The sequence below is a fragment of the Pseudomonas sp. R4-15 genome (assembly GCF_055768815.1).
Map to the genome: position 1 here is coordinate 34,421 of NZ_CM147293.1, position 21,869 is coordinate 56,289.

Here is a 21,869-nt window from a genome sequence, read left to right on the forward strand (position 1 = left end):
GCTTCCGCTACAGTAGTGACGTTTCTTCACGGCCGGCCGCTGTTCCCGAGGGGAACGCTGCCGGCCGTTTTCGCGTCTATCCCACGGGACTGCCGCCCGCCGACGTGCGGACGCCTCACGCATCAGCTAAGGAAGCCGTAAGCCCATGGCGTATTACCAGCAACCTCTCGACGTCACCACCCTGCCCTCCTGGCAAGCACTGCTCGACCACCGCCAGGAAATGCGCGACTTCAGCATGCGCGCCGCCTTCGCTGCCGATCCGCAGCGCTTCAAGCAATTCTCCCTGAGCACCTGTGGGCTGTTTCTCGACTATTCCAAGAACCTGGTCACCCCGCGCACCCTCGAACTGCTCTTCAGCCTGGCGCGCGAGGCCGGCGTGGAACAGGCCATCCACTCGCTGATGATCGGCGAGCCGGTGAACGCCTCCGAAGGACGCCCGGCGCTGCACACCGCACTGCGCCGCCCGCTGGGTGACTGCGTCGAGGTCAACGGGCGCAACGTGATGCCCGACGTGCACAAGGTGCTCAACCAGATGACCGATGTGGTCGGGCGCATCCACACCGACCAGTGGCGCGGCTACAGCGACAAGACCATCACCGACGTGGTGAACATCGGCATCGGTGGCTCTTTCCTCGGCCCGCAGTTGGTCTCCGAGGCACTGATCCCCTATACCCAGAACGGCGTGCGCTGCCATTACCTGGCGAACATCGACGGGAGCGAATTCCGCGAGGTGACCGCCAAGCTGAATGTCGAGACCACCCTGTTCATCATCTCCAGCAAGACCTTCTCGACCCTGGAGACGCTGAAGAACGCCGAAGCGGCGCGAACCTGGTACCTGGCCAAGGGCGGCACCCAGGAAAAGCTCTACCGTCACTTCATCGCGGTGACCAGCAACAAAGTCGCGGCGGTGGCTTTCGGCATTCTGGAGAAGAACGTCTTCCCGATGTGGGACTGGGTCGGCGGGCGTTACTCGCTGTGGTCGGCCATCGGCCTGCCGATCGCCCTCGCGGTGGGCATGTCCAACTTCAAGGAGCTGCTCTCCGGCGCGGCGAGCATGGACCAACACTTCGCCAACAGCGACTTCGAGCACAACATGCCGATCCTGCTGGCCATGCTCGGCGTCTGGTACAACAACTTCTGGGGCGCCCAGAGCCACGCCTTCCTGCCCTACGACCACTACCTGCGCAACTTCGTCAAACACCTGCAGCAGTTGGACATGGAATCCAACGGCAAGAGCGTGCGCCAGGACGGTACGCCGGTCTCCTGCGAGACCGGGCCGATCATCTGGGGCGGCGTGGGCTGTAACGGTCAGCATGCCTACCACCAGTTGCTGCACCAGGGCACGCCGCTGATTCCCTCGGACTTCATCGTCCCGGTGGTCAGCTACAACCCGGTCGCCGACCACCATCAGTGGCTCTACGCCAACTGCCTGTCGCAGAGCCAGGCGCTGATGCGCGGCAAGACCCGCGAGGAAGCCGAGGCCGAGCTGCGCGCCAAGGGCCTGGATGAGGACGAAGTGCAGCGCCTGGCGCCGCACAAGGTGATCCCCGGCAACCGCCCGAGCAACACCCTGGTACTCGAACGCATCAGCCCCCGCCGGCTCGGTGCGCTGATCGCGCTGTACGAGCACAAGGTGTTCGTCCAGGGCGTCATCTGGGGTATCAACTCCTTCGACCAGTGGGGCGTCGAACTGGGCAAGGAGCTGGGCAAGGACGTCTACCAGAAGCTCACCGCCTACGAGACCGAAGCGGCCGATGACAGCTCTACCCAGGGCCTGATCGACTTCTTCCGTGGTCGTCATCGCGGCTGAACGAAAACGCCCCCTGCGGCACCCTGACGCCTCCCTCTTGTCCTAGACTTCAGACTCAGAACAAGAGGGAGACCCGTCATGTACGAGATCGCCACCCACCCCGTCAGCGACGCCATGCGTGCTCGCGCCCATCTCGACGAAGACGCCTACGCGCGCCTCTATCGTCAGTCCATCGAGCAACCGGAGCACTTCTGGTCCGAGCAGGCCAAGGCCTTCCTCGACTGGATCGAGCCGTGGAAACGTGTCCAGCACAGCGACCTCGCCCGAGGTGAGGCACGCTGGTTCGAAGGCGGCAAGCTGAACGTCGCCGCCAATTGCATCGACCGCCACCTGGCCACCCGTGGCGAGCAGACCGCGATTATCTGGGAGGGCGACGATCCCTCCCATGCCCAGCGCATCAGCTACCGCCAGTTGCACGAGGCGGTCGGCCGCCTGGCCAATCTGCTCAAGAGCCGAGGCGTGGCCAAAGGCGACCGGGTCTGCATCTACATGCCGATGATCCCCGAGGCGGCCTATGCCATGCTCGCCTGCGCGCGAATTGGCGCGGTGCATTCGGTGGTGTTCGGCGGCTTCTCCCCGGACGCCCTGCGTGATCGCATCCTGGATGCCGACTGCCGCACCCTGATCACCGCCGACGAGGGCGTGCGCGGCGGCAAACGCATCCCGCTCAAGGCCAACGTCGACAAGGCGCTGGGCGACTGCCCGGACGTCGCCAGCGTGATCGTGGTGCGCCGCACCGGCGCCGAGGTGCCCTGGCAGGACGGCCGCGACATCGCCTACCAGGACGCCGTCGCCGAGCAGAGCCCGGACTGCCCCGCCGAACCGATGGACGCCGAAGACCCGCTGTTCATCCTCTACACCTCCGGCTCCACCGGCAAACCCAAGGGCGTGCTGCACACCACCGGGGGCTACCTGCTGGGCGCGGCGATGACCTTCAAGTACGTCTTCGACTACCACGAGGGCGACGTCTACTGGTGCACCGCGGACGTCGGCTGGATCACCGGCCACAGCTACATCGTCTACGGGCCGCTGGCCAATGGCGCCACCACGCTGATCTTCGAAGGCGTGCCGAGCTACCCGGACGCCTCGCGCTTCTGGCAGGTGATCGACAAGCACGCGGTGAACATCTTCTACACCGCGCCCACCGCCATCCGCGCGCTGATGCGCGAGGGCAAGGCGCCGGTTCAGAAGACCTCGCGCACCAGCCTACGGCTGCTCGGCACGGTCGGTGAACCGATCAACCCGGAAGCCTGGGAATGGTACTTCGATGTGGTCGGCGAGCGTCGCTGTCCCATCGTCGACACCTGGTGGCAGACCGAAACCGGCGCCATCATGATCGCCCCGCTGCCCGGCGCCACGGCGCTCAAACCCGGCTCGGCGACGCGCCCGTTCTTCGGCGTACAGCCGGTGCTGCTTGAGACCGACGGCAAGGAGATCGAAGGTCCCGGCCAGGGGCTGCTGGCGATCAAGGCCAGTTGGCCGAGCCAGATCCGTAGCGTCTATGGCGACCACGCACGGATGATCGATACCTACTTCAAGCCCTACCCCGGCTACTACTTCACCGGCGACGGCGCTCGCCGCGACGAGGACGGCTACTGGTGGATCACCGGCCGCGTGGATGACGTGATCAACGTCTCCGGGCACCGCATCGGCACCGCCGAGGTGGAGAGCGCGCTGGTGCAACACGACGCCATCGCCGAGGCCGCCGTGGTCGGCTGCCCGCACGACCTCAAGGGTCAGGGCATCTACGCCTTCGTCACGCTGATGGAAGGCGCCGAAGCCAGCGATGCGCTGCATGCGGAGCTGCTCGCCAAGGTCAGCCAGGACATCGGCAGCTTCGCCAAACCCGAGTACCTGCAATGGGCCCCAGGGCTGCCGAAGACCCGCTCGGGCAAGATCATGAGGCGCATCCTGCGCAAGATCGCCTGCAACGAGATCGACGCCCTCGGCGATACCTCCACCCTCGCCGATCCGGCGGTGGTCGATGAGTTGATCGAGCATCGGCAGAATCGCTAGCGCTTCGAGCGTCGCCGCCTAGTCCAGCGCTCCCAGCGCTCGCATGGCCTCAAGCCACACGAGCGTCGAGCGGGAGGAGGTCCGTGCGATCCGGCAAAGGACCGTCCCGGAGCGGTGCGGGGACGAGGCCACGGGAGAGGAAAGCGACGCTCGTATACCCAGGCGTAAAACCGCAGCGGCAGCGGCTCAGGATTAGAGCAGGTGCACCGGACCCTCGGTGCCAAAGGACTATTCTCGGTGTTCCTCCGGAACTCCCTGTTTCGCCCTCCTGGGCGAGCTACTTTTGGCAGCAAAAGTAGCCAAAACCCCTGCCCCTACGATCCGGCCCCGCCCGCTGACGCGGACGGGGTTCGTTCACTCCATCGCCGCTCCGGGGGTCGCCGCCAAGGGGCGTCCTGCCCCTTCGCGGCTTTCGCGGCCGTCCTGGCCGCTCACCCCCCTACACGACGATTCCGTTCACCCGGACCAACGGGGCGCTTCGGCACCGTCTGCGAGTCCGTACAAAAGAGCTAAAGCCGGTCTTTGCGTAGGATGGGGCGGGCCGGGGCCGAGCCAAGGACAACGTAGCCACCGATAACACGGCTTGCACCCGGGGCCCCTTCAGGAGGCCGAGTGCAGGCGTTGCGCAGGGGAGCGAGCCGCCAGGACGGCGGCGAGAGGCCTGTGCGGTCCAGGGATGGACCGTACGGGCCGGCCCCCGGTGCAGCGCCGGAGCGAGGGAAGTCCGTTCGCACAGCGAACGGACCCGGATGCTGGGGTGCCCTTCTCTTTGGTTACTTTCTCTTGGGCAGGCAAGAGAAAGTGACTCGCCGTGCAAGGCGAAACCTGTCATCCCAACCGAGGAAAGCGCCACGCCCCCACTCCAAAACGCAAAAACGCAAAAACGCCAGGCGTCGGGTGGATCACACATCATCGATCCGCCATCCGAGGCGCCGGATGAAAAGGCCGGCCTTGCTCAACGCTCGAGAATCGCCGTGACCCCTTGCCCGCCGGCGGCGCAGATGGAGATCAGTCCACGATGCCCGTCGCCCGCGGCAGCCAGCAGCTTGGCGAGATTCGCCGCGATACGTCCCCCCGTGGCGGCGAACGGATGCCCCGCCGCCAACGAACTGCCCTTGACGTTCATCTTCGCCCGGTCGATGGCGCCCAGCGGCTGTGCCAATCCCAGGCGCTCCCGGCAGTAGTCGGCGTCTTCCCAGGCTTGCAGGGTACAAAGCACCTGGGCCGCGAAGGCTTCGTGGATTTCGTAGTAGTCGAAGTCCTGCAGGCTCAGGCCATTGCGCGCCAGCAACCGCGGCACGGCGTACACCGGCGCCATCAGCAGACCTTCGCGACCGCTGACGAAATCCACCGCAGCCGCCTCGCCATCGCGGAAATAGGCCAGCACAGGGAGGCCGCGCTCACGCGCCCACGCTTCACTGGCCAGCAGGACCACCGAGGCGCCGTCGGTGAGCGGTGTGGAGTTGCCGGCGGTAAGCGTGCCGCGCGAGCCCTTCTCGAAGGCGGGCTTGAGCGTGGCGAGCTTTTCCAGGTCGATGTCCGGACGCAGGTTCTGGTCGCGCGTCAGGCCCAGGAACGGCGTCATCAGGTCGTCCTGCCAGCCCTCGGCATAGGCGGCGGCGAGCTTGTGGTGGCTTTCCCAGGCGAGCTGGTCCTGCGCGTCACGGGGGATCTTCCAGTGCTGGGCCATCAGCTCGCAATGCTGCCCCATGGACAGGCCGGTACGCGGCTCGCCGTTGCGCGGCAGTTCCGGCTTGAGGTGCCCGGGCCGCAACTTCAGCAGCGTCTTGAGCTTGTCGGCCGTGGACTTGCCGCGATTGGCCTCCAGGAGAATCCTGCGTAGCCCCTCATTGACGCCGATCGGCGCATCGGAGGCAGTGTCCACCCCGCCGGCCACCGCACAGTCGATCTGCCCGAGGGCGATCTTGTTGGCGACCAGGATCAGCGCTTCGAGGCCGGTGCCGCAGGCCTGCTGCAGGTCGTAGGCCGGGGTTTCCGGGGCCAGGCGCGAGCCGAGCACGCATTCGCGCGTCAGGTTGAAGTCGCGCGAGTGCTTGAGCACCGCGCCGGCGACCACCTCGCCCAGGCGTTCACCATGCAGTGCGTAGCGGTCGATGAGCCCCTCCAGCGCGGCGGTGAGCATCTGCTGGTTACTGGCGGTGGCGTAAGCGGTGTTGGAGCGAGCGAAAGGTATCCGGTTGCCGCCGACGATGGCGACGCGGCGTGTCTGGGCCATGCTGGAACTCCTAGAACGAAAACGATCCCCTGTGAGCAGGGTAGCCGCCAGCGCCGGAAATGACGACGAACGTCTGCTCGCCTACGCTGGTCAACATTCGAGAGCCTCAGCAGGAGCCGCGTTCCATGAATGATCGCTATTTCACCTTCGCCAACTCCAACCTGGGCCGCAAGCTGGTCTCCAGCCTAGGCCTGCCGGCACCGGTGCCGCTCGCACGCTGGCGGGCGGGGCGCGGCAAGGTGGTGGAAGGCGCCCTGCTGCTGGGCGGCACGGGCGTGGCGCTGGAAGCCCTGCGCGAGAGCCTGCCACGCCTCGCCGACGACTGCTTCGCCGAACGCGAGGGCCTGCTCGACCTGCCGCGCTGGACCGCCGAACACGGTCCCAAGCTGCAGGCCCTGGTCTTCGACGCCACGGCGATCAGCGATGTCGAGCAATTGGCCGGCTTGCGCAGTTTCTTCCAGCCCGCACTGAAAGGCCTGGCGCGCAATCCCCACGTGGTGATCCTCGGGCGTCCGCCGGAAACCCTCGCCGATCCCTTCGCCGCCAGTGCCCAGCGCGCCTTGGAAGGCTTCAGCCGCTCCCTGGGCCGAGAAATCCGGCGTGGCGGCACGGTGCAGTTGCTGGAGGTAGTCGAGGGCGCCGAGGATCAGCTCGAAGGTGCCCTGCGTTTCTTCCTCTCGCCGAAAAGCGCCTATGTGTCCGGGCAGGTGGTGCGCATCGCGTCGGGCCATGATGCTGTGAAGGACTGGAGCCGCCCGCTGGCGGGTAAGCGGGCGCTGGTCACCGGCGCCTCGCGCGGCATCGGCGCGGCGATCGCGGAAACCCTTGCCCGTGACGGCGCAGAGATGGTGCTGCTCGACGTGCCCCAGGCCCTCGAGGCCACCCAGGCGCTGGCCGCGCGCCTCGGCGGCAAGGCACTGGGACTGGACATCACCGCCGAGCAGGCCCCCGAGGAACTACTCGCGGCCCTGCCCGATGGCATCGACATCCTCGTGCATAACGCCGGCATTACCCGCGACAAGACCCTGGCGAAGATGAGCGCCGAGCAGTGGGATGCGGTGCTCGCCGTTAACCTGCGCGCACCGCAGCGTCTGACCGCGACACTCCTGGAGAACGGCGCGCTGCACGACAACGGCCGTGTCGTGCTGGTTTCCTCCACCAGCGGCCTGGCCGGTAATTTCGGGCAGACCAACTACGCCACCAGCAAGGCCGGGCTGGTCGGCCTGGTGCAGGCCTGGGAGCTGGAGCTTGCCAAGCGCGGCATCACCATCAATGCCGTCGCACCCGGCTTCATCGAGACGGCGATGACGGCGGCCATGCCCTTCACCATTCGCGAAGCCGGACGCCGGATGAACGCCATGGGCCAGGGTGGCCAACCCCAGGACGTCGCCGAGGCGATCGCCTGGTTCGCCCAGCCCGCCTCCTCCGGAATCAGCGGCCAGGTGCTGCGCGTCTGTGGCCAGAGTCTGATCGGAGCCTGACATGACCCAATGGCACGAACTGCAACAGCCACCGGCGCTCCCTCCGCTCTACCTGCGCGCAGCATTGCGCCGTGGCATTCGCGGCAAGGCGCTGCCCGAGCGCGGCCTGCGCTGCGAGTTGAGCGTCGATCCAGCGGCACTGGCGCGCTACCGCGCGATCTGCGGTTACCCCGAGTCGCACTACCTGCCGCCCTGCTATCCCCATGTCCTGGCGTTCGCGTTGCAGATGCAATTGCTCACCGCCAATGACTTCCCGTTCCCGCTGCTGGGCCTGGTGCACCTGGAAAACAGCATCCGTGTCCTGCGCCCCCTCGGCGGCCTGGGCCCCTTCCAGCTGAGCCTGCATGCCGAAGGCCTGGCTCCCCACGACAAGGGCGCCACCTTCAGCCTCATCACCCGATTGGAGGATGCCCTGGGGCTCCTGTGGGAAGGCGACAGTCGGTTGCTTTGCCGTGGCGTCAGGCTGCCCGGAGAAGCCCCGCCGCGCGAAACGCTGGTCGATGGCGAGCTGCACGAACGGGACCGCTGGAAGGCACCAGCGGACATCGGCCGGCGCTACGCCCGCATCTCCGGCGATTACAACCCGATCCATCTCAGCGCCATCAGCGCCAAGGCATTCGGCTTCCCGCGGGCGATCGCCCACGGGCTCTGGGTGAAGTCACGCGCACTGGCGGCGCTTGGCGAGAGCCTGCCGTCAGCCGGCTACGCGGTGCAGGTGCAGTTCAAGAAGCCGCTGCTGCTGCCGGGCGAGGCACGCCTGCTGGTGGACGAGGGAAACGGTTTCACGGTGCAAGGCAGCGAAGAGACACCGCACCTGAGCGGACGTTGGCAGACACTCGGCTAGGCGCTTGCACGGCGACCGGGGAGAGCCGAAGCTAGCGCTCCCGACGCCGGAGCAGCCCATGGACATCGCCGAACTCACCACCCGCCTGCACGCCATCCGCGACGCCAATGACTGGCGTCGCTTCCATAGCCCGAAGAACCTGGCGATGGCTGCCAGCGTGGAAATGAGCGAGCTGGTGGAGATCTTCCAGTGGTTGGACGAGGCGCAGTCCCGGCAACTCCCGGCCGAGGTCCGCGAGCACGCGGGCCAGGAGGTCGGCGACGTGGTGCTCTATCTGCTGCTGTTCTGCGCCGAGGCCGGCATCGACTTCGAACAGGCGGTGCGCGCCAAGCTCGCCGACAGCGAACGGCGCTTCGCCCGATGAGCGGCGATCGTCACTTCGACGAACTGGCTACGCGCTTCGCCGAGAAGATCTACGGCGGGGCCAAGGGCGCCATCCGCCTCGCGGTGCTGCAGGCCGATCTGCAAGAGGTCCTGCCGCAGCGGCCCCTGCGGGTACTGGATATCGGTGCCGGTCTCGGTCACATGGCGCTGTGGCTGGCCGAGCAGGGCCACTCGCTGACCCTCGCCGAACCCGCCGCGCCAATGCTCGATGCCGCCCGCGCGCGCTTCGCCGAGGCCGGCCAGCAGGCGAGCTTCATCCAGTCACCCTGGCAGGCGCTGGAGAACCAGATAGACGGCCCCTTCGACCTGGTGCTGTGCCACGCGGTGCTCGAATGGCTGGCCGAACCCGAGGCGATCCTGCCACTGCTGGCGCGCCTTACAGCCGAAGATGGCTGGCTCTCGCTGGCGTTCTACAACAAGGACGCGCTGGTCTATCGCAACCTGCTCAAGGGCCACTTCCGCAAGCTGCGCCGCGAACGCTTCGCGGGCGAAGGACAGAGCCTCACGCCCCAGCGACCGCTGGACCCACGCGAACTTCGCGTGCAACTGCAGCCCTGGCTGACAGTCGAACAGGAGAGCGGCGTACGGGTCTTCCACGACTACATGCCCAGCGAGTTCCAGGCCAAGGCCGAGGTCGCCGCACTGCTGGAGATGGAACTGGCGCACCGCCGCCACCCGACCTTCGCCGGACTCGGCCGCTACCTGCACTGGCTCTGTCGTCCGCGCCAGGGAGACGCCCCATGAAACGCCTGCTCGCCTATCTGCTGCTACCGCTGCTCGCCGCCTGCCAGAGTCGCAACCCCTACCAGGCGCAGAGCCTACCGCTGCCACCGGCGCCGCCCGCCGCCGCGACCACCTTCGACGCCAGCGCCTATCCTGCCGCGCCGCGCGACTTTTCCCGCTACCGCTCCTGGGTCTGGCGCGAAGACCTGCCGCCCACCGGCAGCAGCGCAACGACGGCCGAGCAACTGCGCGAGGCGCTTTCCGCCGCGCTCGACCAACGCGGCCTGCGTCCGGCGCGCGAGGCACAGCCGGACCTGCTGGTGAGTGCGCGCATCCAGCGGGAGCGACGTACGCGGCAGGTCTACGACGATTACGGCGGCTACTATGGCAATGGCCCCTGGGGTTACGATCGCTATGGTGCCTACGGCCGCATGCCCATGGTGCGCACCTACGAAGAAGAGGTGCTGGTGGTGCGTGTCGACCTGTTCGACGCCAAGGATCGCCAGCCCGTCTGGAGCGGTAGCGCCGAAGCGCCCGCCGGCGGCGACCAGGCCGCCCGCGCCGAAGCCCTGCGCAACGCACTGGCCGACGCCCTGCAGAACTATCCGCCGGCCTGATCCGGCAACCCGAGGAGAACCTGCCATGCTCCGCTCGATCCTGCTCGTTACCAGCCTGCTGTTGCTCAGCGCCTGCCAGAGCGTCACGCTCGACCGCGATTACGATGCCAACCGCGACTTCGCCGCCTACCGCAGCTGGAGCTGGCAAACGCCGGCGCTGCTCTATCGGCCGGACGACCCACGCATCAAGAGCGACCTCACCGAACAGCGTATCCGTGAAGCGGTCGGCAGCGCCCTCGACCAACGCGGCCTGCGCCCCGCCGCCGCAGGTACGCCTGCGGACCTGAAGGTGCAGGCGGCGCTGATCGTCGAGGAGCGCCAGGACCAGGTCACTACCGGTTTCGCAGGTGGCTGGGGCGGCTACTGGGGCAACTACTGGGGTGGCCCGCTGATGACCGAGACACGCACCGTCGAATACAAGGTCGGCACCATCCAGGTCGACCTCTACGACGGCAAGGACGGCAAACTGGTCTGGCGCGGCAGCGCCGAGCAGATCATCCGCCGCGACCCACCCAGCCCCGCCGAACGCAGCCAGGCGATCCGCGAAACCGTGGACAAGGTGCTGAGCCAGTATCCGCCGCGCTGACCGAAGCCGGGATCACCCTCTCCACCGGTCCTCTCCCGTGAAGGGAGACGACGGGATCGACGATGAAGGTGCATAGCCCTTGTATGTTGTTTTGGCTGTTCCCGCCGCAGCAGACCGTAAGCCCTCTGGTTACAAGACCGTGGGAGAGCGAGGGTCGCTATGGCGGTTTTGATTAGAGAACCCGAACGGTTGCCTGAGCTCGAAGCTCGCATTGCAAGGCAGGGAGTCAACGTCATGAAACAGCAAGACGCAGAAGTGGTATTGGGTGTAGACGTTTCTAAGGCTCGGTTGGACTGTGCGACCTGGCCGGCGTCTACCGCGTGGGCGCATGAGAATACGGTGGCAGGCATTGACGCGCTGGTGGCCAAAGCCCTCGAACAGCGCTTCAAGCTGGTTGTGCTCGAGGCCACGGGTGGCCTGGAGGCCGAGCTTGCCGCAGAGTTGGCGCGTGCGGGTGTCCCGGTGGCCGTGGTCAATCCGCGGCAGACGCATCGTTTCGCCCAGGCGTTGGGTATTTTGGCCAAGACCGATCAGGTCGATGCCGGTGTCCTGGCGCGTTTCGGCGCGATGACCGGCGTTGAACCCAGAGCCCTCAAGGACGAATCGCTGCGAGCACTCGATGAGGTACTGACACGGCGGCGGCAGACCGTCGAGATGCTGGTCATGGAGCGCCAGCGCTTGGCTCAAGCGCGCGACCCTCGGGTCTCCAAGCATCTCAAGCAACACATCCGCTGGCTGGAGAAGGCCGTCAGTGATTTCGATGACGAGATGCGTCAGCGGATCAAGGACAGTCCCGCCTGGAAAGCCAAGGATGACTTGCTGCAAAGCGTCAAAGGCATTGGAGATATCAATGCGTCGACGCTGATCGCCGATCTGCCGGAACTGGGTCAGCTCACGCGCAAACAGATCGCCGCGCTGGTCGGTGTGGCTCCCTTCGCCCACGACAGCGGCCAGATGCGCGGCAAGCGCAGGATCTGGGGTGGACGTGCAGCCGTTCGCCATGCGCTGTACATGGCGACCCAAAGCGCTCGTCGGTACAACCCCCAGATCAAAGCCATGAGCGACCGCCTGGTGGCGGTCGGCAAGCCACCCAAGGTCGTCATCGTAGCCTGCATGCGCAAACTGCTCGTGATCCTCAATGCGATCCTGCGTACAGGAACGCCCTGGAATCCGGCCTGGGACAGTCGTCAGGCTTGACCGGGAACACGGTTGCTCTCCCGCGAGGGGTTGGGGAGAGGGGGAGCCCCGGAAGCCCCGCTACGAATCGGCGTCGTCGGTGTAGCACCCGGGCACCCAAGCTGCGGCATAATGCGCCTCCTGTCTCGCACATTAGAGGTCGTCATGCCCGCCTGGTGGTTGTTCGCTTTGCCCTTTATCGCGGGTGCCGTATTGCCGCTGCAGGCTGGCATCAACGGCCAACTGTCGCGCCAGGTCGGCAGTGTCACCGGAGCGGCGATGATTTCCTTCTTCGTCGGCACCATGGCGCTGCTTACGGTAACCCTCGCCCAGCGTGAATTCCCCAGCCTTGCGACCTTGCGCGGCACCACCGGCTGGTACTGGGTCGGCGGCCTGCTCGGCGCACTGTTCATCTTCACCGCTGCGTTCGCCGGCCCGCGCATCGGTGCCCTGCTGTTCATGGTGCTGGCGCTCGCCGGCCAGTTGAGCATGGCGACGCTACTGGATCATTTTGGCTGGGTCGGCTTTCGCGAGGCGCCCATCAGCCTGAGCAAGTTCGCCGGCCTGGTGACCATCTTCATAGGCGTATGGCTGATCCGCCGTGGCTGAGCCGAAGGCATAGAACAGGTTCGGCTCGCTGGCGACATAGAGATTACCCTGCTCGTCCAGGGTCAGGCCCTCGGCCTGAGGCACGTCGCGCCGAAGACCGGCCACCCCCGCATCCAGATTCAGCCGCGCATACAGGCGCTGGTTGTCGTCCAGTGCAAGGATTTGGCGCGACTCATCACTGAGCAGCAACAGCTGGCCACTCGCGGCATCGTAGGCCACGGCGGACAGGTCCGATGGATCGACCTGCTCAAACAGCCCCTCGCTGTGATCCACCAGGTGCAGATCGAACTCGCCCAGCAGGCTGCGCTTGAGTCCGCGCAGCTCATAGAGCCGGCGTGGCGCACGCTCCTTGACGATGAACAGGCGGTCGCCCGCACGATCGTAGGCCACCCCCTCGAACCCCTTGTTACCCCCGGCCTCCAGACCGAGGGTGAAGCCACGCGCGGCGCGGCGCTCCAGGCGCTCGCCTGGCCGAGGCACCGGCAAGACCAGCAGCGCATGACTGCGCTCTTCGAGCAGCAGCAGGAGGTCGTCGCCCAGGTAAGCGATATCCTCGACGTCCTGAAAGCCCTGCAGTGGCCAGCGGGAAAGGACGTTGCCGCTACGATCCAGCGCGAGCAGTTCCTCGGGATTGTTGATCACCCCCCACAACTGCCCACGGCGTTCGTCCCAGGCCAGCCCGGAGAAATTACTCAAGCCGGCCAGGGGCTTGGCGTCGATGCGCACCTGCAAGGGCGCCCAACCGCCCGCCGCCGGCGCCAGGAAGCGCCAGGCCGCTTGCAGCAATCGGTTTTCGAACCCGCTGACCAGGCAGGCCAGCCCCAGGACGGATACCAGCAACAACGCCAGGCGCGCACGCTTACGCCGCTGGACGAGAAACAGGACTGACGTGGACATGGCGGGGACCTTGGCAGCAGAGGCGGCCAGGGCATCTAGCCAGGGGCAGATTGCATGCTGATGAAAGTCCCGTGGCAGACGAATTTCCGGACCGGTCGAGGCGTTCCCGTCGGGATCGGCAGGCACTTGTTTCCCACCGGTTGGCGCGCGCCATGCCGGTGCGAGGCTTCGCGGGCTTCGACGCCAGCGGCAGCAAGCTTCACGCCAGTTGCCAGGGAACTCGTCGAATCGCAATCTGCCCAATGGCAAACGTGGATTCGGTGAGCGACAGGAGCGGCGAGATGCAGGTGCAAGGTTTCTTCGAAGGACTGGGTGAAGCCCTGGGCTCGGCGCTGCGCTGGGTGCTCGACGTACTCTCCGGGCTGCTCGGCGCCCTGGTCGGCGCCGGCGCCAGCTTTCTCGACGGCCTGGCCTCCGCGCTAGGCATGGACCGCTCGCTGATCGGCCTGGCGGTCCTGGTGATCGGTCTGCTGTTGCTGATTGGCGCGTTTCGCGCGTTCTTCCGCCGCTCCATCGTCAGCGGCGTGATCCTGTTGCTGCTGGCGCTCTGGCTGCTCGGCCTGGTGATCCATTGAGCCCGCCGGCCTGGCCGTTACGCGGGCCCTTTCGGCTTCATGGCCCCCACTCGATTCGGGTAAACTCGCCGGTCATTCTTCCCAGAACGACCAGTCTGATGTCCAAGACGTTCCACGAGATCCCCCGCGAACGGCCCGCAACGCCTCTGCTCGACCGCATCGACGATCCGCGCGCCCTGCGCAACCTGAGCGAAACGGAACTTGCCGAGTTGGCCGACGAGCTGCGTCTGGAGCTGCTGTACGCCGTGGGCCGCACCGGCGGGCACTTCGGTGCGGGGCTGGGCGTGGTCGAACTGACCCTCGCCCTGCACTACGTCTTCGACACCCCCGACGATCGCCTGGTCTGGGACGTCGGCCACCAGGCCTACCCGCACAAGATCCTCACCGGTCGCCGCGCGCGCATGGAAACCTTGCGCCAGAAGGACGGCCTGGCCGCCTTCCCACGGCGCAGCGAAAGTGAGTACGACACCTTCGGCGTCGGCCATTCCAGCACCAGCATCAGCGCCGCACTGGGCATGGCCCTGGCCGCACGCCTGAAGGGCGAGTCGCGCAAGACCGTAGCGGTGATCGGCGACGGCGCGATGACCGCCGGGATGGCCTTCGAGGCACTCAACCACGCCCCGGAAACCGGTGCCGACATGCTCGTGGTACTCAACGACAACGACATGTCCATCTCGCGCAACGTCGGCGGGCTGTCCAACTACCTGGCCAAGATCCTCTCCAGCCGCACCTACGCGAGCATGCGCGAAGGCGGCAAGAAGGTGCTCTCGCGACTGCCCGGCGCCTGGGAAATCGCCCGCCGTACCGAGGAGTACGCCAAGGGCATGCTGGTGCCCGGCACACTCTTCGAAGAGCTGGGCTGGAACTACATCGGCCCGGTCGACGGCCACGACCTGCCGACTCTGGTCGCTACCCTGCGCAACATGCGGGACCTCAAGGGGCCGCAGTTCCTACACGTGGTGACGCGCAAGGGCAAAGGCTTCGCGCCAGCCGAGGCCGACCCCATCGGCTACCACGCGATCACCAAGCTGGAAGCCCCCGGCGCCGCGCCGAAGAAGGCCGGCAGACCGAAATACTCGAACATCTTCGGCCAGTGGCTGTGCGACATGGCCGCAGCCGACCCACGGCTGATCGGCATCACTCCGGCGATGAAGGAAGGCTCGGACCTGGTGGCCTTCGCCGAGCGCTTCCCGGAGCGCTACTTCGACGTCGCCATCGCCGAACAACACGCGGTGACGCTGGCCGCCGGCATGGCTTGCGAAGGCCAGAAGCCGGTGGTGGCGATCTACTCCACGTTTCTCCAACGCGCCTACGATCAATTGGTCCACGACGTCGCGGTGCAGCACCTGGACGTGCTGTTCGCCATCGACCGCGCGGGCCTGGTCGGCGAAGACGGACCGACCCACGCCGGCAGCTTCGATCTCGCCTACCTGCGCTGCATACCCGGCCTGCTGGTGATGACGCCCAGCGACGAGAACGAACTGCGCCGCTTGCTGAGCACCGGCTATCACTACGACGGCCCGGCTGCCGTGCGCTATCCCCGCGGCAGCGGCCCGAACGCCGTGCTGGAGCCCGGCCTGGAGCCGCTGGAAATCGGCAAGGGCGTACTGCGCCGCGAGGGCAGCAAGGTCGCCATCCTGGTCTTCGGCGTACAGCTCGCCGACGCCTTGCAGGTCGCCGAGACCCTGGACGCCAGCGTGGCCGACATGCGCTTCGTCAAACCCCTGGACGAAGACCTGGTGCGGGACCTGGCGGCGAACCACGAGCTGCTCGTCACCGTCGAGGAAAACAGCGTGATGGGGGGGGCCGGCAGCGCGGTCAGCGAGTACCTCAGCGCCGCGGCTCTGCAGACCGAGGTGCTTCATCTGGGTCTGCCGGATCGCTATGTCGAGCATGCGAAACCCGAGCAGATGCTCGCCGAGTGCGGCCTGGATGCCGCCGGCATCGAGGCCGCCATCCGTCGTCGGCTAGCGGACTGACTGCCCCCTTTGGCGCAGGCAAACCCGCCCCCTGCACCGGCCCCGCTCAACGCCATCGAGCACCGACTGCTCACCGGTCGTCGCAAAGCCCACCCTACGGTGGGCTTTGTCGTTTCAGAGACATATCGCGCACCTATTCTGAACCGACACCCTGCGTGCGAGCGCCTCACGAGCCTTATTGCGCACTCAAACGTCCAGCCTCGGCAAACCGGCACGCGACTTGCTACCCGCGCCCGTTTATCCGTTTTTTTTGGAGCAAGGCGTCCATGGAACTCAAGAGCCAGCGCATGCAGCGGTCGAGTAACGAACGCCATTGGCTGGGCTGGTTTGGCAGCAATGGAGCCCTGAAGCTGCGCTGGGCTAGCCTGGTGAATCGCCATCAGGCTGCACGTATCGAGAAGACCTTCGAAGGCCTGGTGCAGACCCGCACCCGCTTGCTGATTAGCTGGGCCAAGCAGCACTGGCAGCAACTCGGCCAACTCAGTCAGCATGTCGCCAGCCAGTGGCCAGATGTCGACGAGCGCTGGCTGATGACGATCCAAGCGAATCTGCCGGAAGTCTCCGAGTTATTCGTGGTCGCCGCCGATAGCGCGATCCTCGCGTCCAGCCGTCCCGGCCGAAAGGGGCAGATACATGAGGCAAGGGCACTGGCCCAAGGGCTGCGCGACAAATTCCTCCAGGGTCCCTACTGCGATCCGCTCACCGAACGCTTCGGCGCCACCCGCTCGCGCTTCCATGATGCCGTGACGCTGATGTTCCACCAGCCTGTCCAAGTCGCCGGACAGGCCGCAGGCTGCCTCTGTGCCCGCATACCCAATGACGTACTCAGTGACCTGATCCAACGTGAGGCTGGGCACGTCTACCCGGATTCCGGCGACAACTACCTGTTCATGGTCAAGGCGGTCTTCGATCCGAGCATCGCCCAGGGTACCGCGCTGTCTCGCTCACGCTTCGAGGACGACACATTCAGCGGCGGCGAAAACCTCAAGCAAGGCGTAAGCACCGCCTTCGGCAGCGTCCGGGTACAACGCCAGACCGAGTTCGAACTGCGCTTCACAAACCCGGCGACAGGAGAATTGCACCCAGGCGTGCGCGAAACCATCCACCGCGGGCATAACCTCTTCGTGCTCTATCCGGGCTATCCGGACTATCGCCACATTCCAGTGGTCGGCGCGGGCACCACCTTGCAATTGCCCGGCTCCCCGGACACCTGGGGGATGATGTGCGAAGGCGATTTGGCCGAGGTCTATCGCCCGCGCAGCAGCAACTATCGTCTACTGCGCAGCCTGCTAATTCATCTCGCCGTGGTCGCCGCCGGCTACGCCGGGGGACGCTGGCTGGGGCTGACCCAGCCAGCGTTGGATGCACTTGCCGGAGGACTCGCGCTGGGCGCCATGGGCAGCTTCTGGGCGCTCAGCCTGCGGCCACTCTCACGCCAACTGCAACAGCTATGCGATTTTTTCCTGGACACCGCCGAGTGCGGTGCTCCGCTTTCCAGCCGGCTCTCGGCGGAGCACTTCCGCGCTGACGAAAGTGGAGAGCTCGCGCGCTGGGTGAACAGCTTCGTCGACAAGCTCGACACCACCATGAACAGCATCAAGACCGCTGGAAATGCGCTCAGCCGTACATCCAGCGAACTCGGCCTGGCGTCTGCCCAGGCCAGCCGTTGCGCCCAGGACCAGCGCACTGCAGCCGGTATCACCGCCGAAGCCACCGATGGGGTAAGTCGTAGCATCGGCGAGATGAGCGAACACATGCTCGACAGCACCAGCGCTTCGCAGCGCACCCTGGCCATGGCCCGAGAAGGCGCTGCGCAGGTGACCCGAACCACCACCGAGATCGGCCAATTAGCCAAGCAGGTCCAGAGTGCCTGGGAAAAGGTCTCCGGGCTCAACAGCCAAGCCCAGTCGGTAAGCAACCTGAGCAATTCGATCCGCGGCATCGCTGAACAAACCAATCTGCTGGCCCTCAACGCCGCCATCGAGGCCGCGCGGGCCGGCGACTCCGGGCGCGGCTTCGCGGTGGTCGCCGACGAGGTGCGCAAACTCGCCCGAAATACCACCGAGGCGACCCAAGCGATCGCCAGCAGCCTGGCCGAGATCATCGCGCAGATCGCCCAGGCGGCCGAATCCATGGAGGCCTGCCAGCGCAGCGCCGGCGGCAGTGTGGAGCAGGCACAGGAGGCCGATCGCACGCTGCATCTGATCCAACAGGAAGTCGCCGCGATGCAGCGTCGCATCGAGCAGGTCAGTCAGACGATGCACGAACAGCACGCCCAGGCGCAGGCCGCCAACCAGCAGGCGCAGACCATCACCCAAGGCGCCATCCAGAGCACCAGCGCGGCACAGGAAGCACGCAGTGCAACGCTGGTGCTGGAACAACTGGTGCTGGACCTGCACAAAGCCGCCGCCAACCTGGGTGAAAGCCAGGCGGTCTGAGCCAGCGGACGCTCACAACCCCCGAGCCTTCACTCGGTGTCCAGATAGGGCGACTCGAGTGGCGCTGGCGCGAGGGACAGCGCCCATCCCGCCAAGGGAGATAGCGAATCACCGAACCGCTACATGAGCGTCGTTCAGGCGCCCAGCTCAGGGGTTTCGCTTGCCTGCATCGCACAGTGCCATTAAGGTGCGCGCGATATCTGTTTGCCATCCTGGTGCGCGTGCCCCGCACGCGTGAAACGGGAAGCCGGTGAGCCCCAGGGCAATTCCGGCGCTGCCCCCGCAACGGTAATCGACGTCGGTCCATTCCCCTGGGCCCACGGCTGCTCCAACGCCACTGTGCCGATCGGCATGGGAAGGCGAGCCGCCGAGTCGAAAGCCCGGAGACCGGCCAGGATGGACGCTACCAGGTGCTGCGGAGGGCCGCACCGTCGAGCACGGGTGCCCGTCGTCCGCCGTTCGCTATCTGCCCTCCTCGAAGCCTTCTTTCGCCTTTGAGGACGTCCATGAAACTCACTCCCCTGGCGCTGGCGATCAGCCTGCTGCCGACCCTGCCCGCCACCGCCGAAGAGGTCTCGCGCGAGGACGCGCTCAAGCTCGACGCGCTACTGATCACCGCCGACCGCAGCGTGGAAGAACGCGCGCAGAGCAGCGCGGCGAGCAGCGTGTTCACCCGCGCCGATATCGAGCGGCTGCAACCGACCGACGTGCTCGACCTGCTGCGCCATGCCCCGGGCGTGAGCATCACCCGCAACGGCGGCCCGGGCAGCCTCTCGGGCCTGTTCATCCGCGGCACCAGCAGCGCCCAGGCGCTGGTACTGGTGGATGGCGTGCGCATCGCCGGCGCCTCCAGCGGCCTCACCTCGCTGGAATACCTGAACCTCGACCAGATCGAGCGCGTGGAAGTGGTACGCGGCGGCCGCTCGGCGCTCTACGGTGCCGACGCCGTCGGCGGCGTGGTGCAGATATTCACCCGCCGCGGCGAGGCGGGCCTGAGCCCGCGCGTGCACTTCGGCATTGGCAGCCACGGCACCTTCGAGCGCAGCCTGGGCCTCTCCGGCGGTGACGCGCAGACCCGTTTCGACCTCGGCGCGTCCCTCGATGAAAGCGATGGCACGCAGCGCACGGACCTGCCCGGCAGCGAGGACAGCGCTTACCGCAACAAAGCCTTCAACCTGAGCCTGTCGCATCGCTTCAGCGACAGCCTGCAGGCCGGCGTGAACCTGCTGCGCCAGACTGGCAAGGCGGAATATGACAACACTGACTACCCGACCACCCCCGCCGATACAGACTTCGAGCTGTCGAGCGCCAGCGCCTTCCTCGACGCCCGGCTCAGCCATTACTGGAGCAGCCGGCTCGAACTCGGCCATGCCGAAGACCGGCAAACGTCAAATGCGTCCTATGGCATGTCCCTCTACAACACCTATCGGGATCAGGCGTCCTGGCTCAACACCCTCAGTCTCAGCGAGACTCAACAGCTTCAGTTAGGTGTCGACTGGTACGAGGACGAGCTGCATAGCGCTCCGGATTTCGCGCAGGACTCACGCTGGAACCATGGGGTCTTCATTCAACATCGCCTGGAAGCCGAACGCTTCGCCACCGAAGTAGGGGCGCGCTACGACGATAACCAAGCGTACGGCGGCCACACCAGTTGGAATGCCGCTGTCACTTACCACCTGGATGACACCAACGATCTCATTGCCTCCTACAACGAGGCATTTCGCGCCCCTAACTTCAATGACCTCTATGATCAGTACGGCAACGGCAACCCGGACCTGAATCCCGAGAAGGCGCGCACCCAAGAGCTGCAATGGCGTAGTCAGCTGACAACCGAGACACGTCTGGAGCTCTCGGCCTACCACACCGTTATCGACGACGCGATCGTTGGCTACCCATCGGTCAACGTGGACAAAGCGCGTATCCAAGGCCTGGAAACCAGCCTTTTCTATACGCTGCCCGGCTGGCAGGCCCAGGCGAGCTATTCACTGGTCGATGCACGTAACGCCAGTGGTGGTAGCAATGATGGCCAGCGTCTACCGCGCCGTCCGCAGAATACATTCAAGTTCGACCTGGACCGCCACTTCGGCGACTACAGCATCGGTGGAAGTTGGCAGTTGGTTGGCCATAGCTATAACGATGTGGCCAACGCGGAGGAAATCCCGGGCTACGGCGTGCTCGACCTGCGGGCCAGTTGGCTGGCGCGCAAGGACCTGCGCCTGGAATTGAAGATCGACAACCTGCTGGACCACGACTACTACCAGGCCACCGGCACGGCCTATGATGCGAGCTTCGCCAGCGTCCCCTTCCGCTACCAGGAACTGGGCCGCACCGCCCTGTTCGGCGTGACCTGGACCCCCGCGCTGTAACACGCGCCCCCGCAAGAACCACGAGGCCCGCATCAGCGGGCCTCGTGCGTTAGGGCTTGATACGCTGGAACCTCAGACCCAGCCCTGCACCTTCAGCTCGGTCTTCAGGTAGGCGTAGTAGACCGGCGCGGCCACCAGCCCCGGCAGGCCGAAGGCGGCCTCGAACACCAGCATCGCCAGCAACAGCTCCCAGGAGCGCGCGTTGATCTGGCCGCCGACGATGCGCGCGTTGAGGAAGTATTCGAGCTTGTGGATGAGCACCAGATAGCCCAGTGCGACCACCGCCACCCACAACGACACCGACAGCGCGACGATGCTGATCACCGTGTTGGAGATCAGGTTGCCGATCACCGGCAGCAGTCCGGCTATGAACGTCACCAGGATCAGCGTCTTGGTCAACGGCAGCTCGACACCCAGCAGAGGCAATACGCCAGCGAGGAACACTGCGGTGAAGGTGGTGTTGAGCAGGGAGATCTTGATTTGCGCGAAGACGATGTTGCGGAAGGCACGGGCGAAGTGCGTCACCCGCACCAGCAGTTCCGCGGCCAGCGGACGCAGGGTTTCCGGCGCGGGAACCCGCTGCAATGCCACCACCGCACCAAGGATCATGCCGATCAGTACGGTGACGAACAGGTGCACCGCGCCCTTGCCGACCAATTGCAACTCCGCCACGTGTCCGCGCAACCAGTCGTGCAGCAGTTGGCGGATATCGTCGACGTTCGCCGGCAGGTAGCTGACCAGCGATTCGGGCAATTGCTCACGGGCACGATCGATCAGGTCCATCGCCCGGGCGAACAGCTGCCCCGGGTTGTTGACCTCGTGCAGCACGAAGGAAAACGCGCCTGCGAAAGCCAGCCCGAGCACCAGGATAATCACCACGCTGAGCAGCCCCACCGCCAGCAGGCGGCCCATATGCCCGGCGAAGAGGCGTTGCAACGGCGGCGTGAGGCTGTTCACCAGCTCATGCACGAGGAGCCCGGCGAGCAGGCTGGGCAACAGTTGCAGGGGAAGCGCCAACAGCAGGGCGACGATCACGATCAGCGCGCTGGCGAGGACGAAACGGTAGGACGGCGGGGACATGTGCAAGAGAACGACTGGACGGGAAGCTCAATCTGCCACCAGCGCCGGCACA

At 66.0% G+C, this 21,869-nt stretch carries 17 protein-coding genes and 1 riboswitch; of the genes, 14 read left to right on the plus strand and 3 right to left on the minus strand.

Going from position 1 to position 21,869, the window contains the following annotated elements; genetic code table 11:
- Positions 1-145: 145 nt before the first annotated feature.
- Complete coding sequence (gene pgi / locus ACYRGX_RS00165) at positions 146-1,810, plus strand: glucose-6-phosphate isomerase (RefSeq protein ID WP_473054616.1); 1,665 nt, start codon at positions 146-148, stop codon at positions 1,808-1,810.
- Positions 1,811-1,888: 78 nt separating this feature from the next.
- On the plus strand, positions 1,889-3,826 hold the full coding sequence (gene acs, locus ACYRGX_RS00170) for an acetate--CoA ligase (protein ID WP_473054617.1): 1,938 nt from the start codon (positions 1,889-1,891) through the stop codon (positions 3,824-3,826).
- Between the two features lie 955 nt (positions 3,827-4,781).
- Here the strand turns inward: acs and ACYRGX_RS00175 are convergent.
- The gene (locus ACYRGX_RS00175) at positions 4,782-6,062 is read right to left on the minus strand and encodes an acetyl-CoA C-acetyltransferase (protein ID WP_473054618.1); all 1,281 of its coding nucleotides are present in this window, start codon (positions 6,060-6,062) and stop codon (positions 4,782-4,784) included.
- A gap of 125 nt (positions 6,063-6,187) precedes the next feature.
- On the opposite strand from ACYRGX_RS00175, the gene ACYRGX_RS00180 reads away from it, so the two are divergent.
- From ACYRGX_RS00180 to ACYRGX_RS00215, 8 genes are all read left to right on the plus strand, one after another.
- A complete protein-coding gene (locus ACYRGX_RS00180) occupies positions 6,188-7,543 on the plus strand; it encodes a 3-oxoacyl-ACP reductase (protein WP_473054619.1) in 1,356 nt (451 codons plus the stop codon).
- A gap of 1 nt (position 7,544) precedes the next feature.
- A complete protein-coding gene (locus ACYRGX_RS00185) occupies positions 7,545-8,387 on the plus strand; it encodes a MaoC family dehydratase (RefSeq protein ID WP_473054620.1) in 843 nt (280 codons plus the stop codon).
- Between the two features lie 58 nt (positions 8,388-8,445).
- Positions 8,446-8,751 (plus strand): nucleotide pyrophosphohydrolase, encoded by a 306-nt coding sequence (locus ACYRGX_RS00190; RefSeq protein ID WP_473054621.1) that lies wholly within the window; start codon positions 8,446-8,448, stop codon positions 8,749-8,751.
- Entirely contained in the window at positions 8,748-9,515 is a 768-nt protein-coding gene (locus tag ACYRGX_RS00195; RefSeq protein ID WP_473054622.1) for a methyltransferase domain-containing protein, read from the plus strand. Before ACYRGX_RS00190 ends, ACYRGX_RS00195 begins: the two co-directional genes overlap by 4 nt.
- On the plus strand, positions 9,512-10,111 hold the full coding sequence (locus ACYRGX_RS00200) for a DUF4136 domain-containing protein (protein ID WP_473054623.1): 600 nt from the start codon (positions 9,512-9,514) through the stop codon (positions 10,109-10,111). The genes ACYRGX_RS00195 and ACYRGX_RS00200 overlap by 4 nt, the downstream gene beginning before the upstream one ends.
- 25 nt (positions 10,112-10,136) lie before the next feature.
- Positions 10,137-10,697 carry a DUF4136 domain-containing protein gene (locus tag ACYRGX_RS00205; protein ID WP_473054624.1) on the plus strand — a complete coding sequence of 187 codons (561 nt, stop codon included), beginning with the start codon at positions 10,137-10,139 and terminating at the stop codon, positions 10,695-10,697.
- A gap of 234 nt (positions 10,698-10,931) precedes the next feature.
- Positions 10,932-11,894: an IS110 family RNA-guided transposase gene (locus tag ACYRGX_RS00210; protein WP_473056599.1), complete on the plus strand. Its 963-nt coding sequence runs from the start codon at positions 10,932-10,934 to the stop codon at positions 11,892-11,894.
- 144 nt (positions 11,895-12,038) lie between these two features.
- Positions 12,039-12,482, plus strand: a complete 444-nt coding sequence (locus tag ACYRGX_RS00215; RefSeq protein WP_473054625.1) for a DMT family transporter — start codon at positions 12,039-12,041, stop codon at positions 12,480-12,482.
- Here the strand turns inward: ACYRGX_RS00215 and ACYRGX_RS00220 are convergent.
- Entirely contained in the window at positions 12,372-13,379 is a 1,008-nt protein-coding gene (locus ACYRGX_RS00220) for an SdiA-regulated domain-containing protein (protein ID WP_473054626.1), read from the minus strand. The two genes, ACYRGX_RS00215 and ACYRGX_RS00220, sit on opposite strands and share 111 nt — an antisense overlap.
- Before the next feature lie 281 nt (positions 13,380-13,660).
- Here ACYRGX_RS00220 and ACYRGX_RS00225 point away from each other — a divergent pair, with 281 nt between their 5' ends.
- The 4 genes from ACYRGX_RS00225 to ACYRGX_RS00240 all read left to right on the plus strand — a co-directional run bounded on the left by ACYRGX_RS00225 (position 13,661) and on the right by ACYRGX_RS00240 (position 20,737).
- Positions 13,661-13,954, plus strand: a complete 294-nt coding sequence (locus ACYRGX_RS00225) for a hypothetical protein (protein WP_473054627.1) — start codon at positions 13,661-13,663, stop codon at positions 13,952-13,954.
- 98 nt (positions 13,955-14,052) lie between these two features.
- Positions 14,053-15,933: a 1-deoxy-D-xylulose-5-phosphate synthase gene (gene dxs, locus ACYRGX_RS00230; protein ID WP_473054628.1), complete on the plus strand. Its 1,881-nt coding sequence runs from the start codon at positions 14,053-14,055 to the stop codon at positions 15,931-15,933.
- A 1,793-nt stretch (positions 15,934-17,726) separates the two neighbouring features.
- Positions 17,727-18,371: a methyl-accepting chemotaxis protein gene (locus ACYRGX_RS00235; protein WP_473056600.1), complete on the plus strand. Its 645-nt coding sequence runs from the start codon at positions 17,727-17,729 to the stop codon at positions 18,369-18,371.
- 196 nt (positions 18,372-18,567) lie between these two features.
- Positions 18,568-18,781, plus strand: a riboswitch (cobalamin riboswitch).
- A 96-nt stretch (positions 18,782-18,877) separates the two neighbouring features.
- Entirely contained in the window at positions 18,878-20,737 is a 1,860-nt protein-coding gene (locus ACYRGX_RS00240; RefSeq protein WP_473054629.1) for a TonB-dependent receptor domain-containing protein, read from the plus strand.
- A gap of 72 nt (positions 20,738-20,809) precedes the next feature.
- On the opposite strand, the gene ACYRGX_RS00245 is transcribed toward ACYRGX_RS00240, so the two are convergent.
- Entirely contained in the window at positions 20,810-21,817 is a 1,008-nt protein-coding gene (locus ACYRGX_RS00245; protein WP_473054630.1) for an AI-2E family transporter, read from the minus strand.
- Between the last annotated feature and the right edge of the window lie 52 nt (positions 21,818-21,869).